Source organism: Aliidongia sp. (assembly GCF_035943795.1).
Taxonomy (GTDB): Bacteria; Pseudomonadota; Alphaproteobacteria; order ATCC43930; family CGMCC-115725; genus Aliidongia.
Genome location: NZ_DASZBY010000017.1, coordinates 25,081 through 51,502, shown reverse-complemented (window position 1 = coordinate 51,502; position 26,422 = coordinate 25,081). Strand labels below are relative to the sequence as shown.

Here is a 26,422-nt window from a genome sequence, read left to right as displayed (position 1 = left end):
TTGCGTCATGGAAAAGAAAAAGGGCGGCGGAGTCGCCTCCGCCGCCCTGATCCGATACCTAATCCTCTGAGGATCAGGCCGCCTTCGACGACACGATCTCGTCCGCGACGTTGCGCGGCACCGGGTCGTAGTGGCTGAACTCCATGGTGAAGGTCGCGCGACCCGAGGTCATCGAGCGCAGGTCGCCGATGTAGCCGAACATCTCTGACAGGGGCACATGGGCTTCGACGGCGAGGTTCGTGCCCCGGTCGATCTGGCCCAGGATCATGCCGCGGCGACGGTTCAAGTCGCCGATGCAATCGCCCAGATGCGCTTCCGGTGTCACGACTTCGACCTTCATCACCGGCTCGAGCAGGATCGGGTTCGCCTTGCGCATGCCTTCGCGGAAACAGGCACGGGCTGCGATTTCGAACGCGATGGCCGACGAGTCGACGTCATGGTACTTGCCGTCGACCAGGGTCACGGCGAAGTCGACGCTCGGGAAGCCGGCGAGCACGCCCTCTTCCTTCTGGGTTTCGAAGCCGTACTCGACCGCGGGGATGAATTCGCGCGGGATCGAGCCACCGGTGATCTTGTCGACGAACGAGAAGCCCTCGCCGCGCGCACGCGGCTCGAACTGGACCTTGATTTCGGCGTACTGGCCGGAACCGCCGGTCTGCTTCTTGTGGGTGTAGACGGTCTCGACCTTGCTGGTGATCGTCTCGCGATAGGCCACCTGCGGCCGGCCGACGTTGGCTTCGACGCCATACTCGGTGCGGATGCGGTCGATGGTGATCTCGAGATGCAGTTCGCCCATGCCGCGCAGGATGGTCTGGCCCGATTCCTTGTCCAGTTCGAGGCGCAGCGAGGGATCTGCGCGGACCATCTTGCCCAGCGCCTGGCCCAGCTTCTCCTGGTCGCCCTTGCTCTTCGCCTCGACCGAGACGGAGATGACGGGATCCGGGAACTTCATGCGCTCCAGGATGACCGGATGGGCTGCGTCGCACAGCGTATCGCCGGTCTCGGTCTCGGCCAGCGAGACGAAGGCGATGATGTCGCCGGCGCGGGTCTCTTCGATCGGGCTCGTGTCCTTGGCGTAGACCTCGACCATGCGGCCGATCCGCTCTTTCTTGCCACGGGTCGAATTCAGCAGCGTCATGCCCTTCTGGGCGACACCGGAATAGACGCGGGCGAAGGTGAGGGCGCCGAACTGGTTGTTGATCACCTTGAACGCCAGCGCCGAGAACGGCTCGTCATCCGAGCAGTTGCGCTCGCCGGTGACATTGCCTTCCTCGTCGACGGTCGCGATGGCCTTCACGTCGGTCGGGGCCGGCAGATAGTCGATGACCGCGTCCAGCATCTGCTGCACGCCCTTGTTCTTGAAGGACGAGCCGCACAGCACCGGCGTGAAGGCACCGCTGACGGTGCCCTTGCGAATGCAGGCGCGCAGCACGTCGGGCGACGGGATCGTTTCGCTTTCCAGATAGGCTTCCATCGCCGCATCGTCATACTCGAGCGCCATGTCCAAGAGCTCGGTGCGATACTTGAAGGCATCGTTCAGCGTGTCGATGTCTTCCTTGACGATGATGTTCAGGCGCTTGCAGATCGCTTCCGGATCGACTTCGGCGACCTCCCACTCCGCGTCCCGCTCGTCGGAGTGCCAGATCAGCGCCTTGAACTCGACCAGGTCGATCATGCCGCGGAAATTGTCTTCCGAGCCGATCGGAATCTGCGCGACCAGGGGCTTGGCGCCCAGGCGCTGCTTGATCATGTCGACGCAGCGGCGGAAGTTGGCGCCGGAACGGTCCATCTTGTTGACGTAGCACATGCGCGGCACGTGATAATTGTCGGCCAGGCGCCAGTTCGTCTCGGACTGCGGCTCGACGCCGGCGACGCCGTCGAACACGACGACAGCGCCGTCAAGCACGCGCAGGGAGCGGTTGACTTCGATGGTGAAGTCGACGTGGCCCGGGGTGTCGATGACGTTGATCTGATGGTTCTTCCAGAACACGGTCACGGCAGCCGACTGGATCGTGATGCCGCGCTTCTGTTCCTGCTCCATGTAGTCGGTCGTTGCCGCACCGTCATGGACTTCGCCGATCTTATGGCTGCGCCCCGTATAGTAGAGAATGCGCTCGGTGGTCGTCGTCTTACCGGCATCCACATGCGCGATGATGCCGATATTGCGCATGTTCTCGAGGGGCGTCTTGCGTGCCACGTCAGGCTCCTGGTCGATAGCGCGACCGAAAATTGGGGTCGAAAGGAAACGTTGAAGACGGTGTCAGGCGCGATACGCTGCAGCCCGAACGGATTTTATGGCACCGTCCGATCGCTTGAAACGACGAAAAGACGCTGCCGCCACCCGGCACCGACGAGCGCGCAATACGACATAGCCGTGCTTGCCTGTCAAGGAACGGGGCGCGTCGCCGGTTCAAAGCTGCCATGAGGCGCGCTGGGGTATCGCCGGACCTCGATTGAATCGAGACGGCCTTTTAATCTTCCTCCGCAAGTGTTTGTCATATCGAGGCAATTTTTCGACATGGCTGGCGCACGGGTAAAGTGCCTTGCCTTGCCAGTCGAACTGTCATAAAAGCAGGCTAAATATTTCCGCTGTTGGAGTGGCGAGGGGGTTTAACCTTCGTCTCGGGGGAGCCGCAGGGTTCAGCATTGTCAGAGCCGAGGTCTTACCCTATGAGGCGGAAGGCTGGAGTCGATCCGGTCTTGAACAGGTGGACTGTCCCTGACGCTGACCCTATGGAAATTGATGACAGGGATCGCAATGGTTGAAGCTGTCGCTCGACACGGCCAGCCGACTGCCCGCACGATCGGGCAAGCGACGGTCGAAAGCGCCGCGCCGTCGATCTACGATGGCATTCGTCAACAGAACATCGAGGTCCGGATCGCCCGGACCGCAACAGAGATCGAGGCCGCCCAGCGGCTGCGCTACAAGATTTTCTATGGCGAGATGAATGCCAAGCCGACGGCCGAGATGGCCGCGGTGGGCCGGGATTTCGACCGGTTCGATGCCTATTGCGAACATCTGCTGGTGCTCGACCACTCGGCCGGCCTGCCCGAGGGCGAGGTCATCGGGACCTATCGCCTGCTGCGCCGCAGCCTCGCCGATCGCCACGGCGGCTTCTACACGGCGACCGAGTTCGATATCGGGCCGCTGGTCGCGGTGCCGGGCGAAATCATGGAACTGGGCCGCGCCTGCGTCGACGAGCGGTTCCGCAACCGTCCGACCATGCAACTGCTGTGGCGCGGCATCGCCAGCTACGTGCAATTCCACGACGTCAAGATCATGTTTGGCTGCGCCAGCCTGCCGGGCACCGATCCGGCAGCGCTCGCCCGGCCGCTGTCCTATCTGCATCACAACCACCTGGCGCCGGAAGCGATCCGGGCCCGCGCGCTGCCGCACCTGTTCGTGAGTACCGACATCCTGCCGTCGGGCGAGGTCGATGCCGAGGCCGCGGTGGCGGAACTCGATGCGCGCGCGACCATCGCGGCCCTGCCGCCGCTGATCAAGGGTTACCTGCGGCTGGGCGGCATGATCGGCGAGGGCGCCGTGATCGATCCGGAATTCCAGACGACCGACGTCTGCATCATCGTGGTCACCGACCTGATGGTCAGCAAATACTTCAACCACTTCATCCGTACTGCCTGACCCTGCGGGCCGGGCGACCCCATTGCGCGCGCGACTTTCCGGATCGGAAGCCGCGCGCGTATCGTTCGTGCCTGAGGCATCGGACGATGGAGAGGGCGGGATGAAACGCATCGAATTGGCGCCGGGACTGCCCGTGACCGCGATCGGGCAAGGCACCTGGCACATGGGCGAGCAGGCCGATCGCCGGGCCGACGAGATCGCGGCGCTCCAGCTCGGCGTCGACCTGGGGCTCGACCTGATCGACACGGCGGAAATGTATGGCGAGGGCGGTGCCGAACTGGTCGTCGGCACCGCCCTCGCCGGCCGGCGCGACCGGGTCGTGCTGGTTAGCAAGGTCTATCCCCATAATGCGACGCGCCGTGGCACCGTCGCCGCCTGCGAGCGCAGCCTGCGCCGGCTCGGTACCGACCGGCTCGATCTCTACCTGCTCCATTGGCGCGGCGGCGTGCCGCTCGGCGAGACGGTCGAGGCGATGGAAGCGCTGGTCGCGGCCGGCAAGATCCGGCACTACGGCGTCAGCAATTTCGACGCGGACGACATGGCCGGGTGGGTGGCGGCCGGCGGTCGGGCGGCGACCGACCAGGTGCTGTATAATCTGGGGCGCCGGGGTGTCGAATGGGACCTGCTGCCCTGGTGCCGTGACCAGGGCGTCTCCGTCATGGCCTATTCGCCGGTCGAGCAGGGCGATCTCGCGAGCCATCCGGAATTGGGCCGCCTCGCGGCCGACCTGGGTGTTTCGGCGGCGACGCTCGCGCTCGCCTGGACGCTGCGCGGCGGGAATGTGGCGGCGATTCCGAAGGCCGTGCATCCGGACCATGTCCGGCAGAACCGGGCAGCCCTCGATCTCGAAATCGAACCGGACGTCCTGGCGGTGCTCGACCGGATCTTTCCGGTACCGACGGGACCCGAACCGCTCGCCATGCTGTAGCGGTCCGGGCCCGGTCGGTACCGGGACGCGCCGTCGCCTGTGGCCTTTCCGGCCTGATCAGGTAAGCTCGTTCTCCCGGAACGCGAAACCGGCTAAGCCGCGAGAAACGGCGCAGAGATCAGGGCGGAGTGCTGATGGACGGAGATCGAGACTCGGAAAAATTCATTCGCGACGTGGCGGATGCGGCCGGGGCGGTCGGGCTCGAAGTGGCCGACATCGCCGGTGTCATCGACAGCGTCAGCGAAACGGTCGAAGCGCAATCGCGCGCCTTCGCGACGCTGAGCGAAGCGAACGGCGAGATGATTTCCGCCACCCGGACGATCGGCGCTGCGGTCGCGACGGCCGAGCAGGTCGCGAAAAGCTCGGCCGGCGAGATGGCCGCCTCGCGCCGCGCCATGGAAAATGCGCAGGCCGCCATCGGCTTGCTGCTCGAAGCGATCGGTGCGATCAAGGCCGATGCGAGCGCGCTCGGGCAGTCGCTGGCGTCGGTCGGCCGCGTCGCGGCCGACATCGAGGCGATTGCCCGGCAGACCAACCTGCTGGCGCTCAATGCGACGATCGAGGCGGCGCGCGCGGGCGATGCCGGCAAGGGCTTCGCCGTGGTGGCGACCGAGGTGAAGGCGCTCGCCAAACGCACCAGCGAAGCGACCAACGTTATCGCCCAGACCCTGGCCGACCTGACCGGCAAGGCCAACCAGCTGCTGGAGAATGCCGCCCGCAGCATCGCCCGGGCGGAAGGGGTCCGGGGCGAGACCGGTACGATCGGCGACGTGATCCAGACCATCGACCGCGCCTTTCACGAGGTCGATGCCGAGACCGGCCGCATCGCCGATGCCGCAAGCCAGATCGATCGGCGGGTCGGCCGGTTCGTCGACGTGCTCGACGGGTTGGCCGGCGGGGTCAAGGCGACGAGCGGCAATCTGCGGCAGGCGCGCGAGCGGCTGAACAGGCTGGTCGGCATTTCCGAGAACCTGGTCGGCCTGACGGCGGCGAGCGGTATCGAGACCATCGACACGCCGTTCATCCAGGCCGCCCAGAAGGCCGCGGCCCAGGCGACCGCCTTGTTCGAAACCGCGATCAAGGAGGGCCGGATGACGCTTGCCGATCTGTTCGACGAACGCTACGAGCCCGTCGCCGGTTCGAACCCGGCCCAGGTCATGACCCGGTTCGTGAGCCTGACCGACCGGGTCCTGCCGGCGGTGCAGGAACCGGTGCTGAACCTGGATCCGCGCGTGGTGTTCTGCGCCGGGATCGACCGCAACGGTTATCTGCCGACCCACAACCGCAAGTTTTCCCAGCCGCAGGGCAGCGATCCGGTCTGGAATGCGGCGAATTGCCGGAATCGCCGCATGTTCAACGACCGAGTCGGCCTGGCCGCCGGTCGCAATACCAAGCCGTTCCTGTTGCAGACCTATCGGCGCGACATGGGGGGCGGGCAGTTCGCGCCGATGAAGGATGTCTCCGCGCCGATCGTCGTCCAGGGGCGGCATTGGGGCGGCATCCGGATTGGCTACAAGGTTTGAGCAAGGGAAGGATCGACTCGATGCGGGTTCCGGAAAATCGTTTCAAGCGGGCGTTGGCGCAAGACCAGCGGCAGATCGGACTGTGGAGTACGCTTGGCAGCGCCATGGTCGCCGAACTGGTTGGCCATGCCGGGTTCGACTGGGTGCTGATCGATACGGAGCATTCGCCCAACGAGCTGCCGGCGATCGTGGCGCAACTGCAGGCGATGCAGACCGGCACCGCCTCGGCCGTGGTGCGGCCGGCCTGGAACGATCCGGTGCTGATCAAGCGCATCCTCGATATCGGCGTGCAGAGCCTGCTGATCCCGTTCGTCGAAACCGCCGAGGCCGCGCGCGCGGCCGTTGCCGCGACCCGCTATCCGCCCCACGGCATCCGCGGCGTCTCGACCGGCAGCCGGGCGGCGGGCTATGGCCGCATCAAGGATTATCCCAAGGCTGCCGGCGACGAAATCTGCGTGCTGGTGCAGATCGAGACGCTGAAGGGTGTCGAGAACATCGAGGCGATTGCCGCGGTGCCCGGCGTGGACGGCGTCTTCGTCGGCCCGGCCGATCTTTCGGCATCGCTGGGCCACCTGGGCAACCAGCTGGATCCGGCCGTCCAGGAAACCATCGGCCGGGTCTTGGCTGCGTGCCGGAAGGCGGGCAAGCCGACCGGCTACCTGACCGGCAACGAGGCCGAGGCGCAGAAATGGCTGGATGCCGGCTTCCGCTTCGTCGCGGTCGGCACCGACAATGGCGTCCTGGTCAAGGCGGTCGACGAACTGCGCGGCCGCTTCCGCTAGACGGGCTTGCCACCACCAGGGCGCCGGCCGGCGCCCTGGTGGTGTCCCGAAAAACGACGCCAAGCCGGCACCTGCGTCCGGCTCGGAGAACGAAAAATGATCGCGCGGATCTGGAGCACGAAGGTGTCGCCGGCGCAGCTGGACGACTACGAGGCTTTCGCAGAAAAGATTTCACTGCCGATGTTCCGCAAACAGCCGGGCTGCGAGGGCGTGCTGATGTTCCGCGATGGCGGAAGCTGCCACGTGCTGACGCTTTGGCAATCGCAGTCGGACATCGACGCGCTGGCCACGTCACCCAGCTACGCCGAAACGGTCGGACGGATAGTTTCCGCCGGCTTCCTCACCGGCGACCAGGCTACGCGGACGTATGAAACACACTTGCTGTGGGTAGCCCGGGCCGAGGAGGAAGCTGCCGGCACCTAGGCGCCCTGAGCCGGGGACTACGTGCCATCCGCCAGGGCGCCGGCCAGCGCCTTGGCGAGGCCGCGCAGCGCGTCGCCGCGCGGAAAGCTGCGGCGCCAGGCCAGCACCAACGTCCGGCTGGGTTCCGGATCCTCGAACCGGCGATAGACCGCCATCGGGCCGAGGCCGAACGGCGCCTCGGCCGCGAGTGCCGGGATGAGGGCGAGGCCGATGCCCGCCATCACCATCTGCCGCAAGGTCTCCAGGCTCGCGGCCTGGACGTCGCTGCGTGCGCCGAGGCCGGTCGAGCGGCAGAAGGCCATGGTCTGGTCGCGCAGGCAGTGGCCGTCTTCCAGCAGCATGACCGGTGCGCCGGCCAGCGACTCGTGCCGGATCCGCGGCGTGCGGGCGAGCGCGTGACCAGCGGGCAGGGCGAGCAGCATGCGTTCTTCCAGCAGCGGCTCGGTCCGCAGGTCTTCGGCCTCGATCGGCGTGGACAGGATCGCGGCGTCGAGCGCGCCGGCGCGCAGGCGCTCGACCAGCGCATCGGTGCGATCTTCGCGCAGATGCAGCTTGAGCGCCGGCCAATTCGCCTGCAGCAGCGGCAGCAGGCGGGGCATCAGGTAGGGACCCGCGGTCGGAATGACGCCCAGCTGGAACGGCCCGACCAGCGGATCATGGGCGGCGCGGGCCAGTTCGCGCAGCCGTTCGACCTCGTCCAGCACGATCCCCGCCTGGTGCAGCAGCGCGCGGCCGTTCAGGGTCGGCGTGGCGCCGCGCGGGCTGCGCTCGAACAATTGCACGCCCAGTTCGTCCTCCAGCTTGGCGATCTGGGCGCTCAAAGTCGGTTGGCTGACGTTGCAGCGCTCGGCGGCGCGCCGGAAATGGCCGTCGGCGGCCAGGCTCACGGCATAGGCGAGATCACGCAGGTTCATCGGGGGATGTCCGGTTGCACTGGAAAGAAGTATTTAACGGAAATCTGCTATGGTGAGCGCTGGCCCTCGGGCCGATAGCATATTGGGTCCAAGCCCGCTGCCGTCATCTCCGATCGAATGGCAGATGCGTGTGCCGCACCCGAGAGGTCGTTGTTGAGCCTGCTGACGCGTCTGTTTCTGCTGGTGGTTCTGGCCGTGCTGCCGGCAATCGGCATCCAGGCCTATAATGAATACGACCTCAGGGCCTCGGAACGTACCGAGATCCATCGGCATGCCTTGACCCTGACGCGCTTCGCCGCCGCCGAATCCGACCGCATCATCGATGGCGTGCGCAACCTGCTGGTGGCGCTCGCCAACGACAATTCGATCGTCGGTGGCGATGCGGCCGCCTGCAAGGTCTCGCTCGGCCGCCTGGTCACGCAATATCCCGAACTCTCGACGCTCGCGATCTTCGATCCGTCCGGCCACCCCGTCTGTGCCGACCGGTCGCTGCCCGACACGCTGTCGATCGCCGACAAGCCGTATTTTCAAACGGCTCTGCGCAGCGGGACCTTCGCCGTCGGCGGCTATGATACGACCTATGGACCGCGGCCCGTCCTGCCGCTGGCGCTGGCCTATGACGGGGCGCCGGGCCGGCGCGGCGGCGTGCTGGTCGCGACGCTCAGCCTCGACTGGCTCAATGATTATTTCGCGGCCAAGGGTCTCGATCCGGAGACGGCGATCTGCATGATCGACCGCAACGGCATCTACCTCGCCCGCCTGCCGCGTCGCGCCAGCATCGGCAGCCGGGCGGCGGCGCCGTTGCTCGCCATCCTGCAGGCCGAGCACGAGACGACGTCTGAATGGGTCAACCACGACGATCACGTCGACCGCATTCTGGGCATCGCTCCGTTGAAATCGGCACCGAACGGGCTGTGGCTCAGCGTCGGCCTGCCGAAATCCGCCGCTTTCGCCTCGCTCGACCGGGCCGGCGAACGCGCCGGCCTGCTGGTGGCGCTCGATATCGGGCTGGCCCTGCTCGCGGCCTGGCTGATCGGCCGCATCATCATCGGGCGGCCGATCGGCTCGCTGCTGGCCGCGGCGCAGCGCTGGAGTCGCGGCGAATACCGGGTGCGGGTCGACCTGTCCGATCGCACCTCGGATTTCGGCCGGCTCGGCATGGCGTTCAACGATCTGGTCGAGGCGATCGACCGGCGCGAGCGGGAACAATACGACGCCGAGGTGGCGGTGCGCCGCAGCGAGGAACGCTATCGCTCGCTCATCTCAGCCACCACGGCGATCGTCTGGACGACCGATGCCCAGGGTCGCTTCACCGAGCCTCAGCCATCCTGGCAGGCGTTCACCGCCCAGGCCTGGCCGGCGCACGAGGGCCTGCGATGGGCCGAAATGGTCCATCCGGAAGATCGCGCGACCCTGGTCGCGGACTTTCGCGGGTCGGTCGCCCGCGGCGCCGTGTTCGAGACGGTCGGGCGCCTGTGGCATGCGCCCAGCGCGTCCTGGCGCGACTTCGCGGCCCGTGCCGTGCCGGTTCGGGCACCGGATGGCCATATCCGCGAATGGATCGGCGCCGCCACGGACGTGACCGAGCGACGCAAGGCCGAGGAGGCGCTGAAGCGCCTGACCGAGACGCTGGAGGTCCGCGTCATCGAACGCACGACGGAACTGGCGGAAGCGAACCGGCTGCTGTCGTCCGAGATCGTCGAACGGCGCGAGGCCGAGGCCAAGCTCGAACAGGTCCAGCGCATCGAGGCGATCGGCCAGCTGACCAGCGGCGTCGCCCATGACTTCAACAACCTGCTGACCGCGATCCTCGGCAATCTCGAACTGGCCCAGATGCGGCTCGGCAACCATCCGGCGGCGCGCTCGCTGGAAACCGCGGCCCGTGCCGCCGAACGCGGTGCCACGCTGGTCAGCCAATTGCTGGCCTTCGCCCGCAAGCAGCGTCTCGAACCCAAGCCGGTCGACATCAACCGGCTGGTCGATGGCTTGAGCGATCTGCTGGCGCGAACCATCGGCCCGACCATCACGATCGATCCGCGGCTGGCGGCCGACCCGTGGGCCGCCCTGGTCGATCCGAGCCAGATCGAACTCGTGCTGCTGAACCTCGCGATCAATGCGCGCGATGCCATGTCGGCCGGCGGCACCCTGACAATCGAGACCCGGAACCTGCTGCATCGGGGCGGCGGCGATGCCGATCTGAAGCCGGGCGACTATGTCGTGCTGAGCGTCGCGGACACCGGGTCGGGCATGACCGACGACGTTCGCGCTCGCGCGTTCGAGCCGTTCTTCACCACCAAGGAGGTCGGCAAGGGCAGCGGCCTCGGCCTGTCGATGGTCTATGGCGTGGTCCGTCAGTCCGGCGGCGGAGTCGAGATCGACAGCGTGGTGGGCATGGGCACCACCATCCGGGTCTATCTGCCGCGTGCCGAGGCCTTGCCGGAAGCGGCGGTGCCCGATCCGATCATGCCGGACGAAAACGAGTTCGCCGGCATCCGCCTGCTGCTGGTCGACGACGATCCGGCGGTGCGCGAGGTGACCGGCATGATGCTCCGGGAAATCGGCTGCATCGTGACCGAGGCGGGCAGCGGCAGCGAAGCGCTGCTGCTGCTGGAACAGGGCATCGAGATCGACATCGTCGCGGCCGATGTCGCCATGCCCGGGATGAACGGCCGCGAGCTGGTCCGGCAGATCCGCAAGCGGCTGCCGGATATCGCCGTGCTGCTGATCACCGGCTATGCAGACCCGGCACTGGCCGACGACCCGGACGGGGCACTCGTCACCCTCCGCAAGCCGTTCCGCCGGGCCGATCTGGCCCAGGCGGTCGAGTGGGCGCTGGAAAGCGACCAGGGGGGCAACGTCCTGCCGTTCCGGTTGCCCGGCGGCGCTTGAGCGGGAATTCGAGGGACAACGAAGGGGCGATTGCCATGAGCGATGCGGTTTTAGATCAGACGATCCTCACTATTCTGGAGCAGCGACTGGGTCGCGAGCGGGTCGTCAAGGTCGTGGCGGCGCAGCTTTCCCACGGCGCGGAGCTGCTGCAGGCGCTGACGGCGTTGCAGCAGGCGCCCGACCCGGCGCGCATCAAGGCGATCGCCCACCAGATGGCGGGCAGCAGCGGCTCGATCGGGCTGACCAAACTGGGTGAGATGGCGGGCGCGCTCGAAATGGAGGCGCCCGACCTGCCGCCGGGCGCGCTGGGCGAGGCGGTGGGCCGCCTGATGGCGCAGATGCGCGCATCCTTTGCCAGGCTCGTGGAGATCTATCCGGAGGCCGCGCCCGCCTAGCCGCCTATGCGCCGTCGTCCAGGCGCGCCCAGGCGGCATGCAGCTGATCCGCCAGGGTCACGGGATCGAACGGTTTGGCGATGACTTCGATGGCGCCCAGGCTCAGATAGCGCTGCTGTTCCTGGGGCTGCACCTTCGCGGTCATGAAGATGACCGGCGGCTGCGGGCTGAGCGGCAGGCGCCGGATCTCCTCCAGCGTCGATGGGCCGTCCATGTCGGGCATCATCACGTCGAGCAGGATCATCTGGGGCTTGATCCCCGCAACCCGCTCGAGCGCCTCGCGGCCCGACGAACAGACCGTCAGATCGAACTCGCCGATATCGATGAGCGCCATCGATGCGATGGTCTGAACGTCCGGGTCGTCCTCGACCAGCAGGATACGCTTCAGCGGTTCATTCATGGCGTGTCGTCATCCGGTCGGTTGGCGAGGGCTGGATGCCCGCCGCTGGGTCAGTGCCTGCCCGATCATGTCCGCAAGATGATCGAGGCTCGCCTGGGATTTTACAAGCACTGCCGCCATTTCGTCCCGTCGACTGGGATGCGGCTCCTGTGCCGAAAACAGAACGACCGCCGGCTTCGGGCCGCCTTCCATCGCATCGATCGTATCGAGCAGGTCCAGTCCGGACCCGTCCGGCAGGCCGACGTCGAGCACGATGACGTCGAAGCGCGCCTGTTCCAGCGCAAGGCGGGCAGCGGCCAAGGACCCGGCTGCGACGAGGTCGGCCTTCGATTGCAGTGCAGCCGAGACCAGATCCACGATGTCCGGATCGTCTTCGACATGCAATACCGTCGGCCGATCCCGGCTGGACCGGATCTGGTCCAGCGCGGCAATCAGCCGTTCGGGCATGACCGGTTTGGTGATCCAGTCGGCGATGCCCAGCCGGTCGCCGCCGGCGTCGGCCCGGCCCGAGACGATGACGACGGGCATCGTGGCGGTCGCCGGGTCGGCCTTGATCATGTTCAGAAGTTGGAGCCCGTCCTGGTCTGGCAGGCCCAGGTCGAGCGTCATCGCGACGAAGTCGTGCTGCCGCAGCAACTCGCGAGCTTCGGCGGCAGTGTGCGCCCACAGGGACTGGTATCCGGCCTGCTCCAGATGCAGCGTCAGAATGTGCCCGACATCCTTGTCGTCCTCGCAGATCAGGACTTTGCGCCGCGACTCCTCCGCGGGGAGGCCGGGGGCGGTCAAGGGCGCATGTTTTTCAGGCAGATCGAACCAGAACGTCGATCCGACTTGGGATTGCGATGAGAAGCCGACCGTCCCGCCATGGCGCTCGACGATCGATTTCACGATCGACAGGCCCAGTCCCGTACCACCCTTCTGCCGGCTGTCGGACGCATCCGCCTGGGCGAATTTCTGAAAGATGCGCGATTTGAATTCGTCGGGAATGCCGCGTCCCCGGTCGGTCACCGTCACATGGATCTTGCCGTCTTCGAGCGTGGCGCCGACGGTCACTGTCCCGGCGTCGGGCGAGAATTTGACGGCGTTCGAAACCAGGTTGGCCAGCACCTGCATCAGGCGATGCCGGTCGCCCCAGACCATGACCTCCGGCACTGCCGGCGCAATCTCCAGTTCGACATTGTATTTTTGGGCGAATTCGGCGGTCTCGCGAACGAGGCGATCGAGCAGATCGGCGATGTCGACTACCTCGAACTCGAAGACGAGATTGCCCGCCTCGATGCGCTCGAGGTCGAGGATGTCGTTGATCAGGCGCACCAGCCGGTCGCAGTTGGAGCGTGCGATGGCGACGAGGCCCAGGGCCTTGTCGGGCAGCGTGCCGGCGGTTCCCTTGGCCATGAGGGCAAGCGCGCCCGAGATCGACGTGAGCGGCGTGCGCAACTCGTGGCTGACGGTCGACACGAACTCGTTCTTGAGCCGTTCGATCGCGCGCCGCTCGGTGATGTCGCGCACGGCGGCGACCAGCAGGCGCCGCTCGCCGATGGTGGCGGCCGTGAAGGCGACCTCCATCGGAAACCGTGTTCCATCGGCGTGCAGCCCCTCCAATTCCCGAACGGTTCCGAGAAAGTCGCCGCCGCCGTCGGCCAGGTGGCGCATCAGCTCGCTCTCGTAGGCGGAGGCGAAGGGTTCCGCCATCAGCAGGCGAAGGTTCCGGCGAAGCAGGCTGCCCGGCGGATGGCCGAACACGCGCTCGGCTGCGCGATTCATGGTTTCGATCGAGCCGGATGGGTTGATCGTGATGATGCCGTCGAGCACGCTGTCGTAGATCGCCGTCAGGCGCCCCTCGCGCTCGGCCAGCCGGTCGGCGGCCGCGAGCCGTTCAGCCGCCCGGCTCAATTGCAGGCCGACGAAGCCCGCGATCGACAGGCTTTCGGCATCCTCGGCGATCGGTCGGTCGGCAAAACACTGCACGACCAGTTCGGTTCGCCCGCCCGCGACCACCGGAAAAGCGAGTGCGGTCACCAGGCCGCAGGCCTCTGCCACCGCTTGGCGCCTGAAGCCGGTTACGCGCCCTACGTCGGCCTGCCAGACGGGGGCCCGTTGCGCGATGACGGCGCCGGCCAGGCCGGCGTTTTCCGCGAAGGCGAAACCTTGGGTCGCGACCACGAACGGTGCGAACCGGTCCGGGTCGTCGAGATGCCAGAGATCGATCGTGGCTGGAGCGGCACGTCCGGCGGGGCCCGCGGCGATGCGGCGGGCATGGCCGACCGGCCAGCCCAGATGCGCGCAGAGCCGGTCGAGCCCGAATCGGACGGCGGTATCCAGGTCGTCCGCCTCGTTGGCGGCGGTAGCGACTTCCTGCATCAGGTTGAGAGCGGCCGTCCGCCGCGCGATCCGCATCTCGAGCGTCGCGTTGAGATCGGTCAGGTCGCTGCGCTGGCGCTCCAGGGTCGTGGTCATGGCATTCAGCGAGTGAGCGAGCGAGGCCACCTCGAAAAAGCCGCGCAGGCGTGGCAGGGTGACGCCTGCTTCGCCCTTTCTGATGCGATGGGCGGCCTCGCTGAGCGTGGTCAGCGGCCGGGTCAGGCGCCCCGCCAGCAGCCAGGCGATCGCCGCGACCAGCAGGGCGGCACCGAGGCCGATCCACAGCACGTGACGCTGGATCGCCTGGGCCTGGGCAAAGGCGATCGCGCGCGGTTGGCGGATCGTCACCGACCAGCCGAGACCGGGAAAGCTCAGGTAGCCTTCGGTGGCTACGGTGGTGGTCAGGTAGGGCTGCTGGTCCGGCCAGACGACGAGCCGGCTCTGGGCCGCGACCGTAGGCGCAGCGAGCCCGGCAAGCTTCAAGGGATGGTCGACGAAGGTATCGGGGCCCAGCAGCACCGTGCCGGCGTGATCGAGGATGAAGATCTCGATGCCCTGATCGCCCTCGTCGAGCGAGGCGGTCACGGTCTGGCGGATGCGCCGCGCCCATTGCCAGCTGAGATGGGCGCCCAGCACGCCGATCGTGCGGCCCTCCGGATCCATCACGGGCGTCGCCACATCGACGAACCGCATCGGTTCACCCGACGGGTTGGGCAGCACCTTTTCGAGCAGCAGCGCGGAATGCACGTCGCCGACGAACGGGGCCTTGCTGCCTTCCCGGAACCAGGGGCGGGCCGCGACCGACTGGCCTTCCAGCACGCCGTTCGCCGAGGTCACGACGGTGCCGTCCAGGCTGGCGAAACCCAGCCAGGCATAGTCCGGATATGTCGACAGGATGCGATCGAACCAGGCGCGCCGCAGCGGCGCATTGCCTTCCGTGAACAGGGGTGACAGCGCCGCGGCATTCCTTATGTCGCGAAAGCGCTCGAACATGTCCTGGTCGAGCCGGTTGCGGACCTGGACCGCGGCGGCATTCAGGCGCAGGCGCGCATCACGCTCGGCGAGAGTGCGCGAGCTGCTGCCCACGATGAGGGCGACGAGGGTCATCGTCAGGAAAGCGAGCCCCCCAAACGTCAGGACGATGGACGTACGTAGCTTGAGTGGTCTCTGCATAGTCCTCGGGCGCGCCGTCGCTCACGATCTGGGATTGTAGCGTGATAGCAGCTGGAGACTTAAGCTTTCATTGGAGATGAGGCGGGATCGTGTACATCAGCGCCCGCGCACCGCGCGTCCGGCATTCTCGCCCGCCAGCCGGATGAGCGCCGCCATGTCGTCGTCCTTGCCCAATTGGTTCCGCCGCTCGAATCCGCAGGTCTCGCAGCGGTGCAGGATCATGATCCGTCCGCGGACCGTTTCATGCCCCACCGGCCGCATGGCGCCGCCGCATTCGGCGCCCCGGTCGCCCGGATTGACGTCGACGTGCCGGCTCCAGAGACAGGCGGGGCAATGGTTGGTGAAGCCGTTGCCCGTGACCGTCCGGCCGCAGTGCAGGCACTGGAAATCCTCGATGCGGCGCTGGAAACGCTTCTCCATGGTCGGGTCCGGCAAGAAGGGCTCGATGGGCCGCCCAGCATGACGGAGTGCCGCGGACGGGGCAAAGCCAATCCTCAGCACGCTTGTCGGCCATGCACTGCTCGGCCTAGAATCGGCACGGGGTAACCGCGGGGAAACGGCAATGCCAATAGAGATGCGCGTCATGATGTACAATGATCAGGAGGTCGTTGCGGCGTTGGCGAGCTTCTACCGGAAATTGGGTCGCCCCCTGACCGTCGGGCAGATTTCCCGCTACGTCATCCACGAAGGCGCGCGGATTTCCGTCACGCTCGCCGTCGAGACCATCGACGGCGAGATCGTCGAGCACGAAATCTCCGAAGCCGACCTGGCGGCGGCGGTCATCATGCAGGCGATCGGTGCCAAGATCCCGCTGCCGGCCGAAGCGGAAAAGAAGATCACCGTCGTCGAGGATCAGGTTACGCTGGTCATCCATAAGCGCCGCAACAAATCCGACGCCGGCCGTCTCGCCGGTCCGCGCGCCAGGGCCGCCGCCAAGGCTTGAGTCCCGGACGGCATTCACCGGTTCCTCCCGGTATTTTAGAATCGTTCCAAAGCGGTTGACGCGCCGTCCGCGGCTGATACATCATCCCCGGGAGCGCTTGGGCGGACCCGCCCGCGCCCGATGATCAACCCCCTGGGGAGGCACGCGATGAGCAAGCTCGCGGGAAGCAAGACCGAAGGCAATCTGAAGGAAGCGTTTTCGGGCGAAAGCCAAGCCAATCGCCGTTACCTCTATTTCGCCCAGAAGGCCGACGTCGAGGGCTTCAACGACGTGGCCGCCGTGTTCCGCTCGACCGCCGAGGGCGAGACGGGCCATGCCCACGGCCATCTGGAGTTCCTGGAAGTCGTCGGCGACCCGGCGACCGGCAAGCCGATCGGTCCGACCGACAAGAACCTGGCGGCGGCCATCGCCGGCGAGACGCACGAATATACCGACATGTATCCGGGCATGGCGCGGACCGCGCGCGAGGAAGGCTTCGACGAGATCGCCGATTGGTTCGAGACCCTGGCAAAGGCCGAGCGCTCGCACGCCGGCCGCTTCCAGAAGGCGCTCGATTCCCTGAACGCCTGACCGACCGGGAGGCCGGCGGGCTATCCCGCCGGCCTTTCGCTCCACCGACACGACGAGAACCTCGGCACGAGAGGGAGCGGGCCCATGGCCGAAGGCAGTCTGCAAGCGCCCATTCGCCATCCGATCGAATGGCAGAATCCCGAATTCTACGACATGGCGGTGATCGAGAAGGAGATGCATCGCGTCTTCGACATCTGCCACGGCTGCCGGCGCTGCTTCAATCTGTGCGACTCGTTTCCCCGCCTGTTCGATCTGGCCGACAATTCCGCGACCGGCGAGTTGGATGCGGTCGATCCCAAGGACTACAAGCCCGTCGTCGATGCCTGCACGCTGTGCGACCTGTGCTTCATGACGAAGTGCCCCTATGTGCCGCCGCACGAGTTCAACCTGGATTTCCCGCACTTGATGCTGCGCTACCGGGCGGCGGAACTGGCAGAGGGCAAGCTCGACAAGGTCAACAAGGCGCTGACCCATACCGATCGCAACGGCAAGTTCGCCTCGCTGGTGGCGCCGATCGCCAATTGGGCGTCCGACCGGCACAATGGCCTGACCCGGCCGGTGCTGCAGGCGGTGGCGGGCATCGCGCGCGACGCGGAATTGCCGAAATATGCCGGCCAGACTTTCCAGCAACGGGCACTCGACGCGCCGAAAGTCAATTGCGATGCCCCGGGTTTCGGGCGCAAGGCCGTGCTCTATGCGACCTGCTTCGTCGAATTCAACGATCCGGCCATCGGCCTCGCGGCCCGGGCCATCCTGGCCCATAACGGCGTCGAGACCGAGGTGGCCTATCCGGCCTGCTGCGGCATGCCTCAGCTCGAGGCCGGCGACATCGCCGACGTGGCCGACCGGGCGCGCACCGTGTCGAAGGCGCTGCAGCGCTACATCGACGAGGGCTACGAGGTCATCGCCCTCGTGCCGTCCTGCGCGCTGATGCTGAAGTTCGAATGGCCGCTGATCCTGCCCGACGATCCGGATGTGAAGCGTCTGTCGGAACATACGAGCGACATCAGCGAATATATCGTCGCCATCGCCAGGAAGGAGGGGCTGGCGCCCGGCCTCGAAGCCCTGCCGGGCGGCGTCACCGTCCATATCGCCTGCCATGCGCGCGCGCAGAACATGGGCCAGAAGGCGGCCGAGCTGTTGCGGCTCATTCCCGACACTAAGATCGACGTGGTCGAGCGCTGCTCCGGCCATGGCGGGTCGTGGGGCGTGATGGAGGGCAATTTCGAGGTGGCTCTCAAGGTTGGCCGTCCGGTCGCCCGCGCGGCGGTCAATAACGAAAATCCGTTCGTGGCGTCGGAATGTCCGCTCGCGGCGACCCATATCCTGCAGGGGATCGAGCGCTTGGCCGGCGATGCGCCGCTGCCGGCCCAGGCCCATCCGGTTCAGCTGTTCGCCCAGGCCTATGGCCTCGTCGGCGGATAACGAAGGACGTCATCATGACCAGCCCGAAACGCAGCATCGAGCGCGCCGACATCCTCGACCGCGCTGACTATCTGCCGATCCGCAAGGACCAGCGTACCCGGATGTCCGTGCTGAAGCAGCATCGCCGGGTCGAGGTCGGGCCGTTCGCGACCTTCTATTTCGAAAATTGGGAGACGATCCGTCACCAGATTCTCGAGATGGTCTATATCGAGAATGGCGGCGAGCCGCAGATCGCCGAGGAAATCGAAGCCTACGGGCCGCTCGTGCCGACCGGCGGCGAGTTGGTCGCGACCGTGATGTTCGAAATCGACGAGCCGACCCGGCGCATGACCCAGCTCAACCGCATCGGCGGCATCGAGCACAAGACCTTTCTGCAGGCGGGCGACGACCAGATCCGCGGCATTCCCGATCCGCACCGCGAGAACACCTCGCCGGAAGGCAAGGCGTCCTCGGTGCAGTTCTTCCATTTTCCGCTGACTCCGACCGCGATCGAAGCGTTTCGCACCGCGGGCGCCCAGATACTGCTGGGCTTCGACCATCCGAACTATGGTCACATCGCCCTGGTGCCGGAGCCGGTGCGCGCGGCGCTCGCGGCCGATCTCTGACGCCGCCATCCGTCACGGCCGGGCCGTCTGCGCCATGAACCGGACAGATGCCGGCGCTGCATTGCGCTGGGGCAGCACGATCTTCGCCAACCCGTCGCCGAGGGCCAGCACCGCGAGCAGCAGCGAAAACGCCGCGTTGTAGCCGGTGAAGCCGATGCTCTCGTCCATTCCGGACGAGACGGCGACCTGTACCAGGGCGGCGGCCGTGGCGAACAGCAACGCCGCGCCGCTCAGCAGCGCAAAGCCGCCGCCGATCCGGGGCGAGGGCGCCAGGCGCGCCGCCACGGCGAGGCCGATCGCGATGGCATAGGACCAGCAGCGGGTCAGCACCAGCTCGGCGGATGCGACGTTGGGATCATACTGCGCGATCGAAGCGCCGAGGCCGGCAAGGGCCAGCAGGACGAGGGCCGAGCGGGACGCCGGCCGCAGGAATGCATTCATGATCGATCTCCGGAAATCGGGGTGGGTTTCATGCCGCGGCGCGGCTTGCCGCCTGGCGGCGATGGTCCTGGGTCAGGCCGTCGTAACCCCACGCATCGGCGGGCAACTCGTCGACCACGACGTAGCTCGCGACCGGCAGGTCGGCGCCGAGCACGCCGCGCAACAGCGCGTTCGCCTGGGCGATGAAGCGGGCTTTTTCTTCTGCCGAATTCGTGCCGGCGGTCACCTTGGCGTCGAGATGGGCGGCGGCGCACGCCGGCGCACGCCCGACGGACCAGCCGGCGATGGCGACCTGCTCCACCAGCACGGCGGTCAGTTCGGGCTTCTTGCCCAGCACGCCGGCCATCAGGTCGGTCGTGGCTTCCTGCAGCCGGCGAACCTGCTCCGCCGCCAATGTCGGGCCGGCGATCTTGATGAGAACGAATGGCATGATGCCCTCCGGTTCGGGGAGCGCCCGGGATCGAGCGCTTGACGAAGAGGAAGGTATGGACGAATGATGCTTCTGAAAATTGCGAAGTTAAGAAGGCATGCATCGGAGAAATCGAACAATGCTGACCCGTACCAATCTCGACATGGACGTGCTGCGGACATTCGTGACCGGTTTCGAACTGGGCAGCTTCGCGAAGGCGGCGGAACGGCTCGGCCGCTCCCAATCGGCGATCAGCACCCAGCTGCGCAAGCTCGAAGACCAGGTGGGACAGGTGCTCGTGCAGAAGGCCGGTCGCGGCCTGTCGCTGACCACGGCCGGGGAAAGCCTGCACAGCTACGCCAAGCGCATTCTGGAATTGAATGACGAGGCAGTGGACAGCCTGCGCAGTTCGGACGTCGAAGGCTGGGTGCGACTGGGCCTGCCGCAGGATTTCGCCGAAAGCTGGCTGCCGGCCGTGCTGGGCCGCTTTGCGCGCGCCAACCCGAAGGTGCGCGTCGAGGTGCGGGCCGAGCGCAATGCGAACCTGCTGGAGCGGACGCTGACCGGCGAGCTCGATCTGGCGCTGGGCTGGGGCGGCAGCGGGAAGACCCCGCATGCCACGACCCTTGCCGATCTTTCGATCGCCTGGATCGGTCGGCCGGGCTGGGGCAATGTCGGGGCGCTTGGTGCGGAACCGCTGCCGCTCGTCGCGTTCGAACTGCCGTGCGTGTTCCGCGCGGCGGGCGTCGCTGCCCTCGACCAGGCGGGCATTCCGTGGCGGCTGGTCTTCACCAGCCCCAGCCTCGCGGGCCTCTGGGCAGCGACAGAGGCGGGGCTCGGCATCACGATCAGGACGGCGATCAGCCTGCCCAAGACGCTCTCGATCCTGGATCCGGCGACGACGGGCCTGCCGGCACTACCGACGATCCCGCTCGTGCTCTATGCCGCCGAGGCCGATCCGCCGCCTGCGGTCAGCCATCTGGCGCAGATCCTGCGGGAAACCGTCATCGAGCGGACCGCCGCGTTCGACGTCGCGTCCGTCGACGTCGCGGCCTGACGGAACAAATGCCGCGTTACTGTTCCGTGGCGCCCCACTGGCCGGTCCGGTCCAGGACCGAGGAATATTCCGGCGCGGACCAGCGGAACGGCAAGGCGCCGGTCAGGCGGATCGCCCGGGTGACGTCGAGCCGCATCAACCGCTGGGCGCCGGTGAACTGCTCGACCTCCGGCCCGTCCCAAACGATCTCGCCCGTCGCGGCCAGATAGAGCAGGTCGCCCGTCGCGAAATCCGGGAACAGCAGACCGGCGCGTGGCTCGACCGCGAGATTGCCCAGGGTGTTGAAGAAGAAATTGCCGATGAAGTCCGGCACCGTCAGGCGATTGCCCTCGACCCGGACGAAACCCGGCTTGCCGCCGCGATGGGAGACGTCGACGCCGCCGGCGAAGCCGGCCGCGGGCGCCGTGTGGGCGGTCGCGATGAAGAACGTGTCGGTACCGGCGATCAGGGCCCGGTCCGTCTCGTCGAGTCCGTCGCTGATCCGAGGCGCATCGCCGGTCGAAGGGATGCCGACGGTTTCCGGCGTGCGCGCCTGGATGTATTTCGGACAATTGCCGAAGCTCTGGCGGATTGCCACGATGAAGCCGTTCGGTCCGAGGCGCGTGACGATGCCGTTGGCACGGTTGCGCCGCCGGGTCGGCAGTTCGATGCCGAGCAAGCCGATCGGCGATTCAGGCACCAGTCCTGCGTTCAGCGGATCGCCCGTCGGCGGCAGGGCCGCGACCGTCAGCGTCCGATCGTCCGGTGTCGCCAGGAAGCCGGGGCGGCCTGTCAGGATCGACGCCCAGGGCTGACCCGTACGATCGACCGTGCCGGCGATCAGGAACGGCAACTGGGCGAAGAACTCGCGATGCTGGTCGGGCATGAAAGACCGGATGGCGCGGCGGCCGTGCGGCCCCATCTTCGTCTCGACGCCGACGCGGCGCTGGATGGCGCGCTCGCCTTCGTGAAACGGCGCCTCGTCGTGGCCCCAGCCGTCGAGTGGGATGAACGTATCGGACATGGTGCGCTCCGAACTGCGGCGGAGGGGCCAGCCCCCTCCGCCGCTGCGGGTCAGGCGGCGAGACCGGCCTTGGTCGCGGGCATGGCGACGAACCGGGGCAAGGCCTCGATCCGGGCCAGCCATGCCCGGATATGGGGATAGGGTGCCAGCGAAACACCGCCCTCCGGCGCATGGGCGATGTAGCTGTAGCCGGCGATGTCGGCGATGGTCGGGCCGTTGCCGACCAGGAAGAGGCGGTCGGTCAGGTGCCGCTCCATGATCGCGAACAGGGCGTCGGCGATCGCCTTGGTCCGGTCATGGTCGAACGGCGCGCCAAACACCGTCACCATGCGGGCGGCGGCGGGGCCGGCCGCGATCTGCCCGGCCGCGACCGACAGCCAGCGCTGCACCTGGGCCGCCGATGCCGGATCGCGCGGCAGCCAGCTCTCGTCGGCGTAGCGGATCGCGAGATAGACCAGGATCGCATTCGAATCCGCCACGATCGTGCCCGCATCGTCGATCACGGGAACCTGGCCGAAGCCGTTCAACTCCAGGAATTCGGGCTGCTTCTGCTGCTTGTTGGCCAGATCGATCACGATTTCCTCGTGCGGCAGGTCGAGCAGCGACAGGAACAGTCCGACCCGATGGGCGTGGCCGGATTTGGGGAAACCGTAGAACACGATCGGCTGGGCAGGCTGGGCAACTGCACTCATCGGAAACTCCTGGAAAATATGTACCGAACGATCGGTACATATTTCATCATGCCGACTGAGTCAAGGGCCGCCCTCGCCAATTTACGAGATGGTTAGCTGAGCAACCGGTCGGGCAGTTCTTCGAGGACGCGCTGAAACAGGGCAGTGGAACCGCCGGCGCGCGACAGTACGAGCGCGCCGTGGATGGCGATCAGCGCATCCTCGGCGCGGCGCTGGGCCAGGGCGTCGTCGAATCCTGCTTCGACCAGCACGTCGCCGATCGCCTGCTTCATTCGCGCGATGCCGATGGTCAGCACGGGAATGAACTGCTTGCCGGGTGTGCCGATGCCGAACAGTTCGGTCAGGCATGCCTGGTTGCCGTTGCCGTAGAACTCGCCGAAGCCGCGGGCCATGGCCACGAACCGCTCGCGGACAGTCCCGTCCGCGGCAAGCGGGACCAGGACCAGGCGGGCGATGCGGTCGCGCGACGCGGCCAGCACGGCCTCGGCCATGTCTTCCTTCCCGCGCGGGAAATGATGATAGAGGCTAGACCGCCCGAGACCTGTCGCCTCGGACAAGCGCGCCAGGCTGGCGCCCTCGTAGCCCTCGCGGCGGAACACGCGGGTCAACCGTTCGACCACCTCGTCCTTCGGCAGGTTCGGATGCGCCATTGGGGTCTTCGACTCTCTTCTGGACCGATCATTCGTTACGGCCGATATGCGTCACCGCGAGCAGCTATGCAAGGGGTCGGCGAGGAAGGTCTTGCCCGCCGTCGCTGCATCTGGTCCGCTGGTCCGGCTGTCACGCGCCGGAGATGTCGATGGATTCGAGCTTGTTGTTCGCCGCCGGAGTGGCCGGCGCCGCTTATGTGATCACGCCGGGGCCGGCGGTTCTGGCCCTGCTCGGCATCGGCGCCAGCCAGGGCCGTGGGGCGGGCGCGCGCTTCCTGGGCGGGCATATGTTCGGCGATCTCCTGTGGTCGGGGCTGGCCCTGGTCGCGATCATCGGCGCGCAGGCGATCGGCACCTTCCTGTTCGATGTGTTGGGCCTGTTCTGTGGCGGCTACCTGTTCTGGCTCGGCTGGCGCGCGGTCCGGGCGCGGCGCACCGCGGAAGGCACGCTCGATACCAGCGTCGGTCGGCCGCTGATCCGTGGCCTCGCCTTCGGCGTGACCAACCCCAAGAGCTATCCCGTCGCGGTCGCCACCTTCACGGCACTGTTGGGCGGCCACGCGTCGGAATTGACCTGGGCCAGCATGCCGATGCTGCTCGGCGCCGCCTTCCTGGGATTCCTCGCGGCCTATGCCGTCCTGCTCGCGATCATCGGCGCCGCCACCGTGCGGCGGGTCTATCGCCGCTACGAACTGTGGATCACCCGGGCGTCGGGCGTGATGTTCATCGGCTTTGCACTCCACGCCGTGCTGCACGCGATGCCGGGCCTGATGCCGAAGCGCGCCTAGTTCGACCTCAGGCGACGAAGCGGCCGAGCCGGACGGCGGTCTGGCCCTTGGCGAGCCGGCGCGACGGCATGATCAGCACGCACTCGTCGTAGGGCGTACGGATCTCGCGGCCACCGTCATGGCCGATCACCGTGCCGGCCTTGGCGATGATCTCCTGGCCCTCGAACGGCTCGACGAAGCTGAAGCTGTTGGTCTCGATCGTCACCGCCTCGGTCACCTCGATCACCCGTGGCTTCGGCAGCGTCGCCTTCGGCATGTGCTGTGCGGCGTAGCCGGGTTCGAGCAGGTCGAGGCAGGCGAGGAAGCGCAGGGTCACGTCGCGGGCCACGGTGAACGAGCTCGATGCCCAATGCTGGCCGCATTCGACCAGCAGGGCTGCCTTGAGGCTCGCCGGGTCGTCGAACGCCGCATAGTCGCGCATGCGGCGCCCGGCGGCATGGCCCTGGTCGCGCACGATGAATTCCGGCTCGCCGACCCGCAGGGCCAGTGCCACGCCTTTGTCCTGCATGCCGGCCAGCATCAGCGGTGGGGTCGCGTGCTGCATGGAATGGATGTCGAGCAGGTAATCGACCCGGTCGATCAGCGGCCGGATCTCCCGCGCCCGGGCCAGCTCCGCCGAGCGCCGCGTGCCGTCGAGCGCCTCGATGTCCCAGACCCGGTTGAAATCCTCGTCGATGAAGCGCGAGGCGTTCGGCTGGGCCGGATCGAAATTGTCGAAGGCCGCCACGTTGGTGAAGCCGAGCGTCACCCGGCCGCGCACCGGCTTGAATCCGGTCTGGTCGAGGAACTCGATCGCGAGCGCGCCGCACAGCTCGTTGCCATGGGTAATGGCGTTGACCATCGCATGCGGGCCGGGCCGGCCGCTGTCGAGCGTGGTCATGAAGGGAATTCCGATATTCCCCTGGCGCCACCGGGAAATGTCCGGGGCGCGGAGCTCGACCGGATAATTCGCGTCCTTGTCGCGGGCCACACCCTACTCCTTCCAACGATAACAGGCGGTTGCGGGCGGAGTGTAGGCAGACTGGCGGCCAAGTGCGAGCGAGAAGCGAAAATCTTCTGTTGCAGCGCGAAATTGACAAGGTAACGAACTGCTTGAAAATGCCGCGCTGCCGGTAAGTTTCATCCGGGAAATCTGGTCGAAGGATCTTTTGAGCCATGTCGAAGCCTGTCGTCGCCATCGTCGGTGCCACCGGGGCCGTCGGTGTCGAATTCCTGCAGCTCCTCGAGGGGCGTGACTTTCCGCTGGCCGAGCTCCGTCTGCTCGCCTCCAAGCGGTCGGCCGGGAAAACGATGACCTTCAAGGGCACTGAGCTCAAGATCGAGGAATTGACCGCCGAGGCGTTCCGCGGCGTCGACATCGCATTGTTCTCGGCCGGGGGCGCCATCTCGCGCGAATATGCGCCGGTCGCGGTTCGCAACGGTGCCGTGGTGGTCGACAATTCCTCGGCCTTCCGCATGGATGCCGACGTCCCGCTGGTGATCCCCGAGGTCAATCCCGAGACGGTAAAGCACCACAAGGGCATCATCGCCAACCCGAACTGCTCGACCATCATCGCGATAACGCCGCTCTGGCCGATCCATCGGGTGAACCCGATCAAGCGCCTGATCGCGGCGACCTACCAGGCAGCGTCCGGCGCCGGTGCCGCCGGCATGGCCGAGCTCGAAGATTCGACCCGCGCCTACCTGGCGGGCCAGACGCACGAGCCCAAAATCTTCCCGCACGCCTACGCGTTCAACCTGTTCAGCCATAACACCAGGATCGATCCGGCGAACGGATATAACGAGGAAGAGCTGAAGATGGTCAAGGAGACCCGCAAGATCTTCGGCGATGCCTCGATCCGCATCAGCTCGACCTGCATCCGCGTGCCGGTGCTCCGCGCCCATGCGATCGCGCTCGATGTCGAGTTCGAACGGCCGATCTCGCCCGACGAGGTCCGCCGGATCCTGGCCACGGCACCGGGGGTGCGCGTGGTCGACGATCCGGAAGCGAACTATTTCCCGATGCCGAAGGACGCCTCGGGCCAGGGCGACATCCTGGCCGGCCGCATCCGCGCCGACATCTCCGATCCCTCGGGCCGGTCGATCGCCCTGTTCGTGGCCGGCGACCAGCTGCTGAAGGGCGCGGCGCTCAACGCGGTGCAGATCGCCGAGCTGCTTTAAGGGCTGCCCGCCTCGACTCCACCGTCATTCCCGCCCGAGCGGGGATGACGGTGCTACCGGGCGGTGCCGGAACTTCGCGACCAGAATATCGATTGCTCTTAGCCCGTCTGCGCATGGCTCGCGGCGTTAGCCCTGTATTATTTCCGTTTGTTCTGAAGTCCGCTTTCTCACATATTCCCCGCGAAGATCAAGTAATGCCAACGGCAATTCGGCCGTAGGGAATAAGAATGTGGTGAAAGATGACGGCA

Annotated in this window: 25 protein-coding genes; 14 read left to right on the top strand and 11 right to left on the bottom strand. The window is 66.7% G+C overall.

Annotated features, from left to right (window positions below):
• Positions 1-73: 73 nt before the first annotated feature.
• Positions 74-2,197 carry an elongation factor G gene (gene fusA / locus VGV37_RS02810; RefSeq protein WP_326878089.1) on the bottom strand — a complete coding sequence of 708 codons (2,124 nt, stop codon included), beginning with the start codon at positions 2,195-2,197 and terminating at the stop codon, positions 74-76.
• Positions 2,198-2,758: 561 nt separating this feature from the next.
• Here fusA and VGV37_RS02805 point away from each other — a divergent pair.
• The 5 genes from VGV37_RS02805 to VGV37_RS02785 all read left to right on the top strand — a co-directional run bounded on the left by VGV37_RS02805 (position 2,759) and on the right by VGV37_RS02785 (position 7,299).
• Positions 2,759-3,643, top strand: coding sequence for a GNAT family N-acetyltransferase (locus tag VGV37_RS02805; protein ID WP_326878088.1), 885 nt, complete (start codon positions 2,759-2,761; stop codon positions 3,641-3,643).
• A gap of 100 nt (positions 3,644-3,743) precedes the next feature.
• The gene (locus tag VGV37_RS02800; protein WP_326878087.1) at positions 3,744-4,571 is read left to right on the top strand and encodes an aldo/keto reductase; all 828 of its coding nucleotides are present in this window, start codon (positions 3,744-3,746) and stop codon (positions 4,569-4,571) included.
• A gap of 134 nt (positions 4,572-4,705) precedes the next feature.
• Positions 4,706-6,094 (top strand): methyl-accepting chemotaxis protein, encoded by a 1,389-nt coding sequence (locus VGV37_RS02795; protein ID WP_326878086.1) that lies wholly within the window; start codon positions 4,706-4,708, stop codon positions 6,092-6,094.
• Positions 6,095-6,114: 20 nt separating this feature from the next.
• Entirely contained in the window at positions 6,115-6,876 is a 762-nt protein-coding gene (locus VGV37_RS02790; RefSeq protein ID WP_326878085.1) for an HpcH/HpaI aldolase/citrate lyase family protein, read from the top strand.
• Between the two features lie 96 nt (positions 6,877-6,972).
• A complete protein-coding gene (locus VGV37_RS02785; protein ID WP_326878084.1) occupies positions 6,973-7,299 on the top strand; it encodes an antibiotic biosynthesis monooxygenase family protein in 327 nt (108 codons plus the stop codon).
• A 17-nt stretch (positions 7,300-7,316) separates the two neighbouring features.
• On the opposite strand, the gene VGV37_RS02780 is transcribed toward VGV37_RS02785, so the two are convergent.
• Positions 7,317-8,213, bottom strand: a complete 897-nt coding sequence (locus VGV37_RS02780; RefSeq protein ID WP_326878083.1) for a LysR substrate-binding domain-containing protein — start codon at positions 8,211-8,213, stop codon at positions 7,317-7,319.
• 153 nt (positions 8,214-8,366) lie between these two features.
• Between VGV37_RS02780 and VGV37_RS02775 the strand changes: the two genes are divergently transcribed.
• Both VGV37_RS02775 and VGV37_RS02770 read left to right on the top strand, forming a co-directional pair.
• The gene (locus tag VGV37_RS02775; RefSeq protein WP_326878082.1) at positions 8,367-11,102 is read left to right on the top strand and encodes an ATP-binding protein; all 2,736 of its coding nucleotides are present in this window, start codon (positions 8,367-8,369) and stop codon (positions 11,100-11,102) included.
• A 35-nt stretch (positions 11,103-11,137) separates the two neighbouring features.
• Entirely contained in the window at positions 11,138-11,497 is a 360-nt protein-coding gene (locus VGV37_RS02770; protein WP_326878081.1) for an Hpt domain-containing protein, read from the top strand.
• A 4-nt stretch (positions 11,498-11,501) separates the two neighbouring features.
• Here the strand turns inward: VGV37_RS02770 and VGV37_RS02765 are convergent, their stop codons facing one another.
• From VGV37_RS02765 to VGV37_RS02755, 3 genes are all read right to left on the bottom strand, one after another.
• Entirely contained in the window at positions 11,502-11,897 is a 396-nt protein-coding gene (locus VGV37_RS02765; RefSeq protein ID WP_326878080.1) for a response regulator, read from the bottom strand.
• Positions 11,898-11,906: 9 nt separating this feature from the next.
• On the bottom strand, positions 11,907-15,365 hold the full coding sequence (locus tag VGV37_RS02760) for an ATP-binding protein (protein WP_326878079.1): 3,459 nt from the start codon (positions 15,363-15,365) through the stop codon (positions 11,907-11,909).
• A gap of 162 nt (positions 15,366-15,527) precedes the next feature.
• Complete coding sequence (locus VGV37_RS02755) at positions 15,528-15,851, bottom strand: RNHCP domain-containing protein (protein ID WP_326878078.1); 324 nt, start codon at positions 15,849-15,851, stop codon at positions 15,528-15,530.
• Between the two features lie 163 nt (positions 15,852-16,014).
• On the opposite strand from VGV37_RS02755, the gene VGV37_RS02750 reads away from it, so the two are divergent.
• The 4 genes from VGV37_RS02750 (at position 16,015) to VGV37_RS02735 (ending at position 18,974) form a co-directional block, all read left to right on the top strand.
• On the top strand, positions 16,015-16,374 hold the full coding sequence (locus tag VGV37_RS02750) for a hypothetical protein (RefSeq protein ID WP_326878077.1): 360 nt from the start codon (positions 16,015-16,017) through the stop codon (positions 16,372-16,374).
• Between the two features lie 147 nt (positions 16,375-16,521).
• Positions 16,522-16,944 carry a rubrerythrin family protein gene (locus tag VGV37_RS02745; protein ID WP_326878076.1) on the top strand — a complete coding sequence of 141 codons (423 nt, stop codon included), beginning with the start codon at positions 16,522-16,524 and terminating at the stop codon, positions 16,942-16,944.
• Positions 16,945-17,028: 84 nt separating this feature from the next.
• Positions 17,029-18,369 (top strand): heterodisulfide reductase-related iron-sulfur binding cluster, encoded by a 1,341-nt coding sequence (locus VGV37_RS02740; protein WP_326878075.1) that lies wholly within the window; start codon positions 17,029-17,031, stop codon positions 18,367-18,369.
• Positions 18,370-18,383: 14 nt separating this feature from the next.
• Positions 18,384-18,974, top strand: coding sequence for a DUF3501 family protein (locus VGV37_RS02735; protein WP_326878074.1), 591 nt, complete (start codon positions 18,384-18,386; stop codon positions 18,972-18,974).
• Positions 18,975-18,986: 12 nt separating this feature from the next.
• On the opposite strand, the gene VGV37_RS02730 is transcribed toward VGV37_RS02735, so the two are convergent.
• Both VGV37_RS02730 and VGV37_RS02725 read right to left on the bottom strand, forming a co-directional pair.
• Complete coding sequence (locus VGV37_RS02730; protein WP_326878073.1) at positions 18,987-19,415, bottom strand: hypothetical protein; 429 nt, start codon at positions 19,413-19,415, stop codon at positions 18,987-18,989.
• A gap of 28 nt (positions 19,416-19,443) precedes the next feature.
• Positions 19,444-19,845, bottom strand: coding sequence for a tautomerase family protein (locus VGV37_RS02725; RefSeq protein ID WP_326878072.1), 402 nt, complete (start codon positions 19,843-19,845; stop codon positions 19,444-19,446).
• 118 nt (positions 19,846-19,963) lie between these two features.
• Here VGV37_RS02725 and VGV37_RS02720 point away from each other — a divergent pair, with 118 nt between their 5' ends.
• Positions 19,964-20,881, top strand: a complete 918-nt coding sequence (locus tag VGV37_RS02720) for a LysR substrate-binding domain-containing protein (RefSeq protein WP_326878071.1) — start codon at positions 19,964-19,966, stop codon at positions 20,879-20,881.
• A 16-nt stretch (positions 20,882-20,897) separates the two neighbouring features.
• Here VGV37_RS02720 and VGV37_RS02715 read toward each other — a convergent pair whose 3' ends face one another.
• From VGV37_RS02715 to VGV37_RS02705, 3 genes are all read right to left on the bottom strand, one after another.
• On the bottom strand, positions 20,898-21,884 hold the full coding sequence (locus VGV37_RS02715) for a pyridoxamine 5'-phosphate oxidase family protein (protein ID WP_326878070.1): 987 nt from the start codon (positions 21,882-21,884) through the stop codon (positions 20,898-20,900).
• Between the two features lie 50 nt (positions 21,885-21,934).
• Positions 21,935-22,576 carry a glutathione S-transferase gene (locus VGV37_RS02710; protein WP_326878069.1) on the bottom strand — a complete coding sequence of 214 codons (642 nt, stop codon included), beginning with the start codon at positions 22,574-22,576 and terminating at the stop codon, positions 21,935-21,937.
• A gap of 92 nt (positions 22,577-22,668) precedes the next feature.
• Positions 22,669-23,226: a helix-turn-helix domain-containing protein gene (locus VGV37_RS02705; RefSeq protein ID WP_326878068.1), complete on the bottom strand. Its 558-nt coding sequence runs from the start codon at positions 23,224-23,226 to the stop codon at positions 22,669-22,671.
• A 149-nt stretch (positions 23,227-23,375) separates the two neighbouring features.
• Here VGV37_RS02705 and VGV37_RS02700 point away from each other — a divergent pair, with 149 nt between their 5' ends.
• The gene (locus VGV37_RS02700) at positions 23,376-24,014 is read left to right on the top strand and encodes a LysE family translocator (RefSeq protein ID WP_326878067.1); all 639 of its coding nucleotides are present in this window, start codon (positions 23,376-23,378) and stop codon (positions 24,012-24,014) included.
• A 7-nt stretch (positions 24,015-24,021) separates the two neighbouring features.
• On the opposite strand, the gene VGV37_RS02695 is transcribed toward VGV37_RS02700, so the two are convergent.
• A complete protein-coding gene (locus tag VGV37_RS02695) occupies positions 24,022-24,894 on the bottom strand; it encodes a succinylglutamate desuccinylase/aspartoacylase domain-containing protein (RefSeq protein WP_326878066.1) in 873 nt (290 codons plus the stop codon).
• A 275-nt stretch (positions 24,895-25,169) separates the two neighbouring features.
• Between VGV37_RS02695 and VGV37_RS02690 the strand changes: the two genes are divergently transcribed.
• Complete coding sequence (locus VGV37_RS02690; RefSeq protein WP_326878065.1) at positions 25,170-26,174, top strand: aspartate-semialdehyde dehydrogenase; 1,005 nt, start codon at positions 25,170-25,172, stop codon at positions 26,172-26,174.
• Positions 26,175-26,422 lie beyond the last annotated feature (248 nt).

What these genes read in the sequence shown, in the direction of transcription:
- VGV37_RS02805 (WP_326878088.1), top strand. Translation starts at nt 2,759, where the DNA reads ATGGTTGAAGCTGTCGCTCGACACGGCCAGCCGACTGCCCGCACGATC.
- VGV37_RS02800 (WP_326878087.1), top strand. Translation starts at nt 3,744, where the DNA reads ATGAAACGCATCGAATTGGCGCCGGGACTGCCCGTGACCGCGATCGGG.
- VGV37_RS02795 (WP_326878086.1), top strand. Translation starts at nt 4,706, where the DNA reads ATGGACGGAGATCGAGACTCGGAAAAATTCATTCGCGACGTGGCGGAT.
- VGV37_RS02790 (WP_326878085.1), top strand. Translation starts at nt 6,115, where the DNA reads ATGCGGGTTCCGGAAAATCGTTTCAAGCGGGCGTTGGCGCAAGACCAG.
- VGV37_RS02785 (WP_326878084.1), top strand. Translation starts at nt 6,973, where the DNA reads ATGATCGCGCGGATCTGGAGCACGAAGGTGTCGCCGGCGCAGCTGGAC.
- VGV37_RS02780 (WP_326878083.1), bottom strand. Translation starts at nt 8,213, where the DNA reads ATGAACCTGCGTGATCTCGCCTATGCCGTGAGCCTGGCCGCCGACGGC.
- VGV37_RS02770 (WP_326878081.1), top strand. Translation starts at nt 11,138, where the DNA reads ATGAGCGATGCGGTTTTAGATCAGACGATCCTCACTATTCTGGAGCAG.
- VGV37_RS02765 (WP_326878080.1), bottom strand. Translation starts at nt 11,897, where the DNA reads ATGAATGAACCGCTGAAGCGTATCCTGCTGGTCGAGGACGACCCGGAC.
- VGV37_RS02760 (WP_326878079.1), bottom strand. Translation starts at nt 15,365, where the DNA reads ATGACCCTCGTCGCCCTCATCGTGGGCAGCAGCTCGCGCACTCTCGCC.
- VGV37_RS02755 (WP_326878078.1), bottom strand. Translation starts at nt 15,851, where the DNA reads ATGGAGAAGCGTTTCCAGCGCCGCATCGAGGATTTCCAGTGCCTGCAC.
- VGV37_RS02750 (WP_326878077.1), top strand. Translation starts at nt 16,015, where the DNA reads ATGATGTACAATGATCAGGAGGTCGTTGCGGCGTTGGCGAGCTTCTAC.
- VGV37_RS02745 (WP_326878076.1), top strand. Translation starts at nt 16,522, where the DNA reads ATGAGCAAGCTCGCGGGAAGCAAGACCGAAGGCAATCTGAAGGAAGCG.
- VGV37_RS02740 (WP_326878075.1), top strand. Translation starts at nt 17,029, where the DNA reads ATGGCCGAAGGCAGTCTGCAAGCGCCCATTCGCCATCCGATCGAATGG.
- VGV37_RS02735 (WP_326878074.1), top strand. Translation starts at nt 18,384, where the DNA reads ATGACCAGCCCGAAACGCAGCATCGAGCGCGCCGACATCCTCGACCGC.
- VGV37_RS02730 (WP_326878073.1), bottom strand. Translation starts at nt 19,415, where the DNA reads ATGAATGCATTCCTGCGGCCGGCGTCCCGCTCGGCCCTCGTCCTGCTG.
- VGV37_RS02725 (WP_326878072.1), bottom strand. Translation starts at nt 19,845, where the DNA reads ATGCCATTCGTTCTCATCAAGATCGCCGGCCCGACATTGGCGGCGGAG.
- VGV37_RS02720 (WP_326878071.1), top strand. Translation starts at nt 19,964, where the DNA reads ATGCTGACCCGTACCAATCTCGACATGGACGTGCTGCGGACATTCGTG.
- VGV37_RS02715 (WP_326878070.1), bottom strand. Translation starts at nt 21,884, where the DNA reads ATGTCCGATACGTTCATCCCACTCGACGGCTGGGGCCACGACGAGGCG.
- VGV37_RS02710 (WP_326878069.1), bottom strand. Translation starts at nt 22,576, where the DNA reads ATGAGTGCAGTTGCCCAGCCTGCCCAGCCGATCGTGTTCTACGGTTTC.
- VGV37_RS02705 (WP_326878068.1), bottom strand. Translation starts at nt 23,226, where the DNA reads ATGGCGCATCCGAACCTGCCGAAGGACGAGGTGGTCGAACGGTTGACC.
- VGV37_RS02700 (WP_326878067.1), top strand. Translation starts at nt 23,376, where the DNA reads ATGGATTCGAGCTTGTTGTTCGCCGCCGGAGTGGCCGGCGCCGCTTAT.
- VGV37_RS02695 (WP_326878066.1), bottom strand. Translation starts at nt 24,894, where the DNA reads ATGACCACGCTCGACAGCGGCCGGCCCGGCCCGCATGCGATGGTCAAC.
- VGV37_RS02690 (WP_326878065.1), top strand. Translation starts at nt 25,170, where the DNA reads ATGTCGAAGCCTGTCGTCGCCATCGTCGGTGCCACCGGGGCCGTCGGT.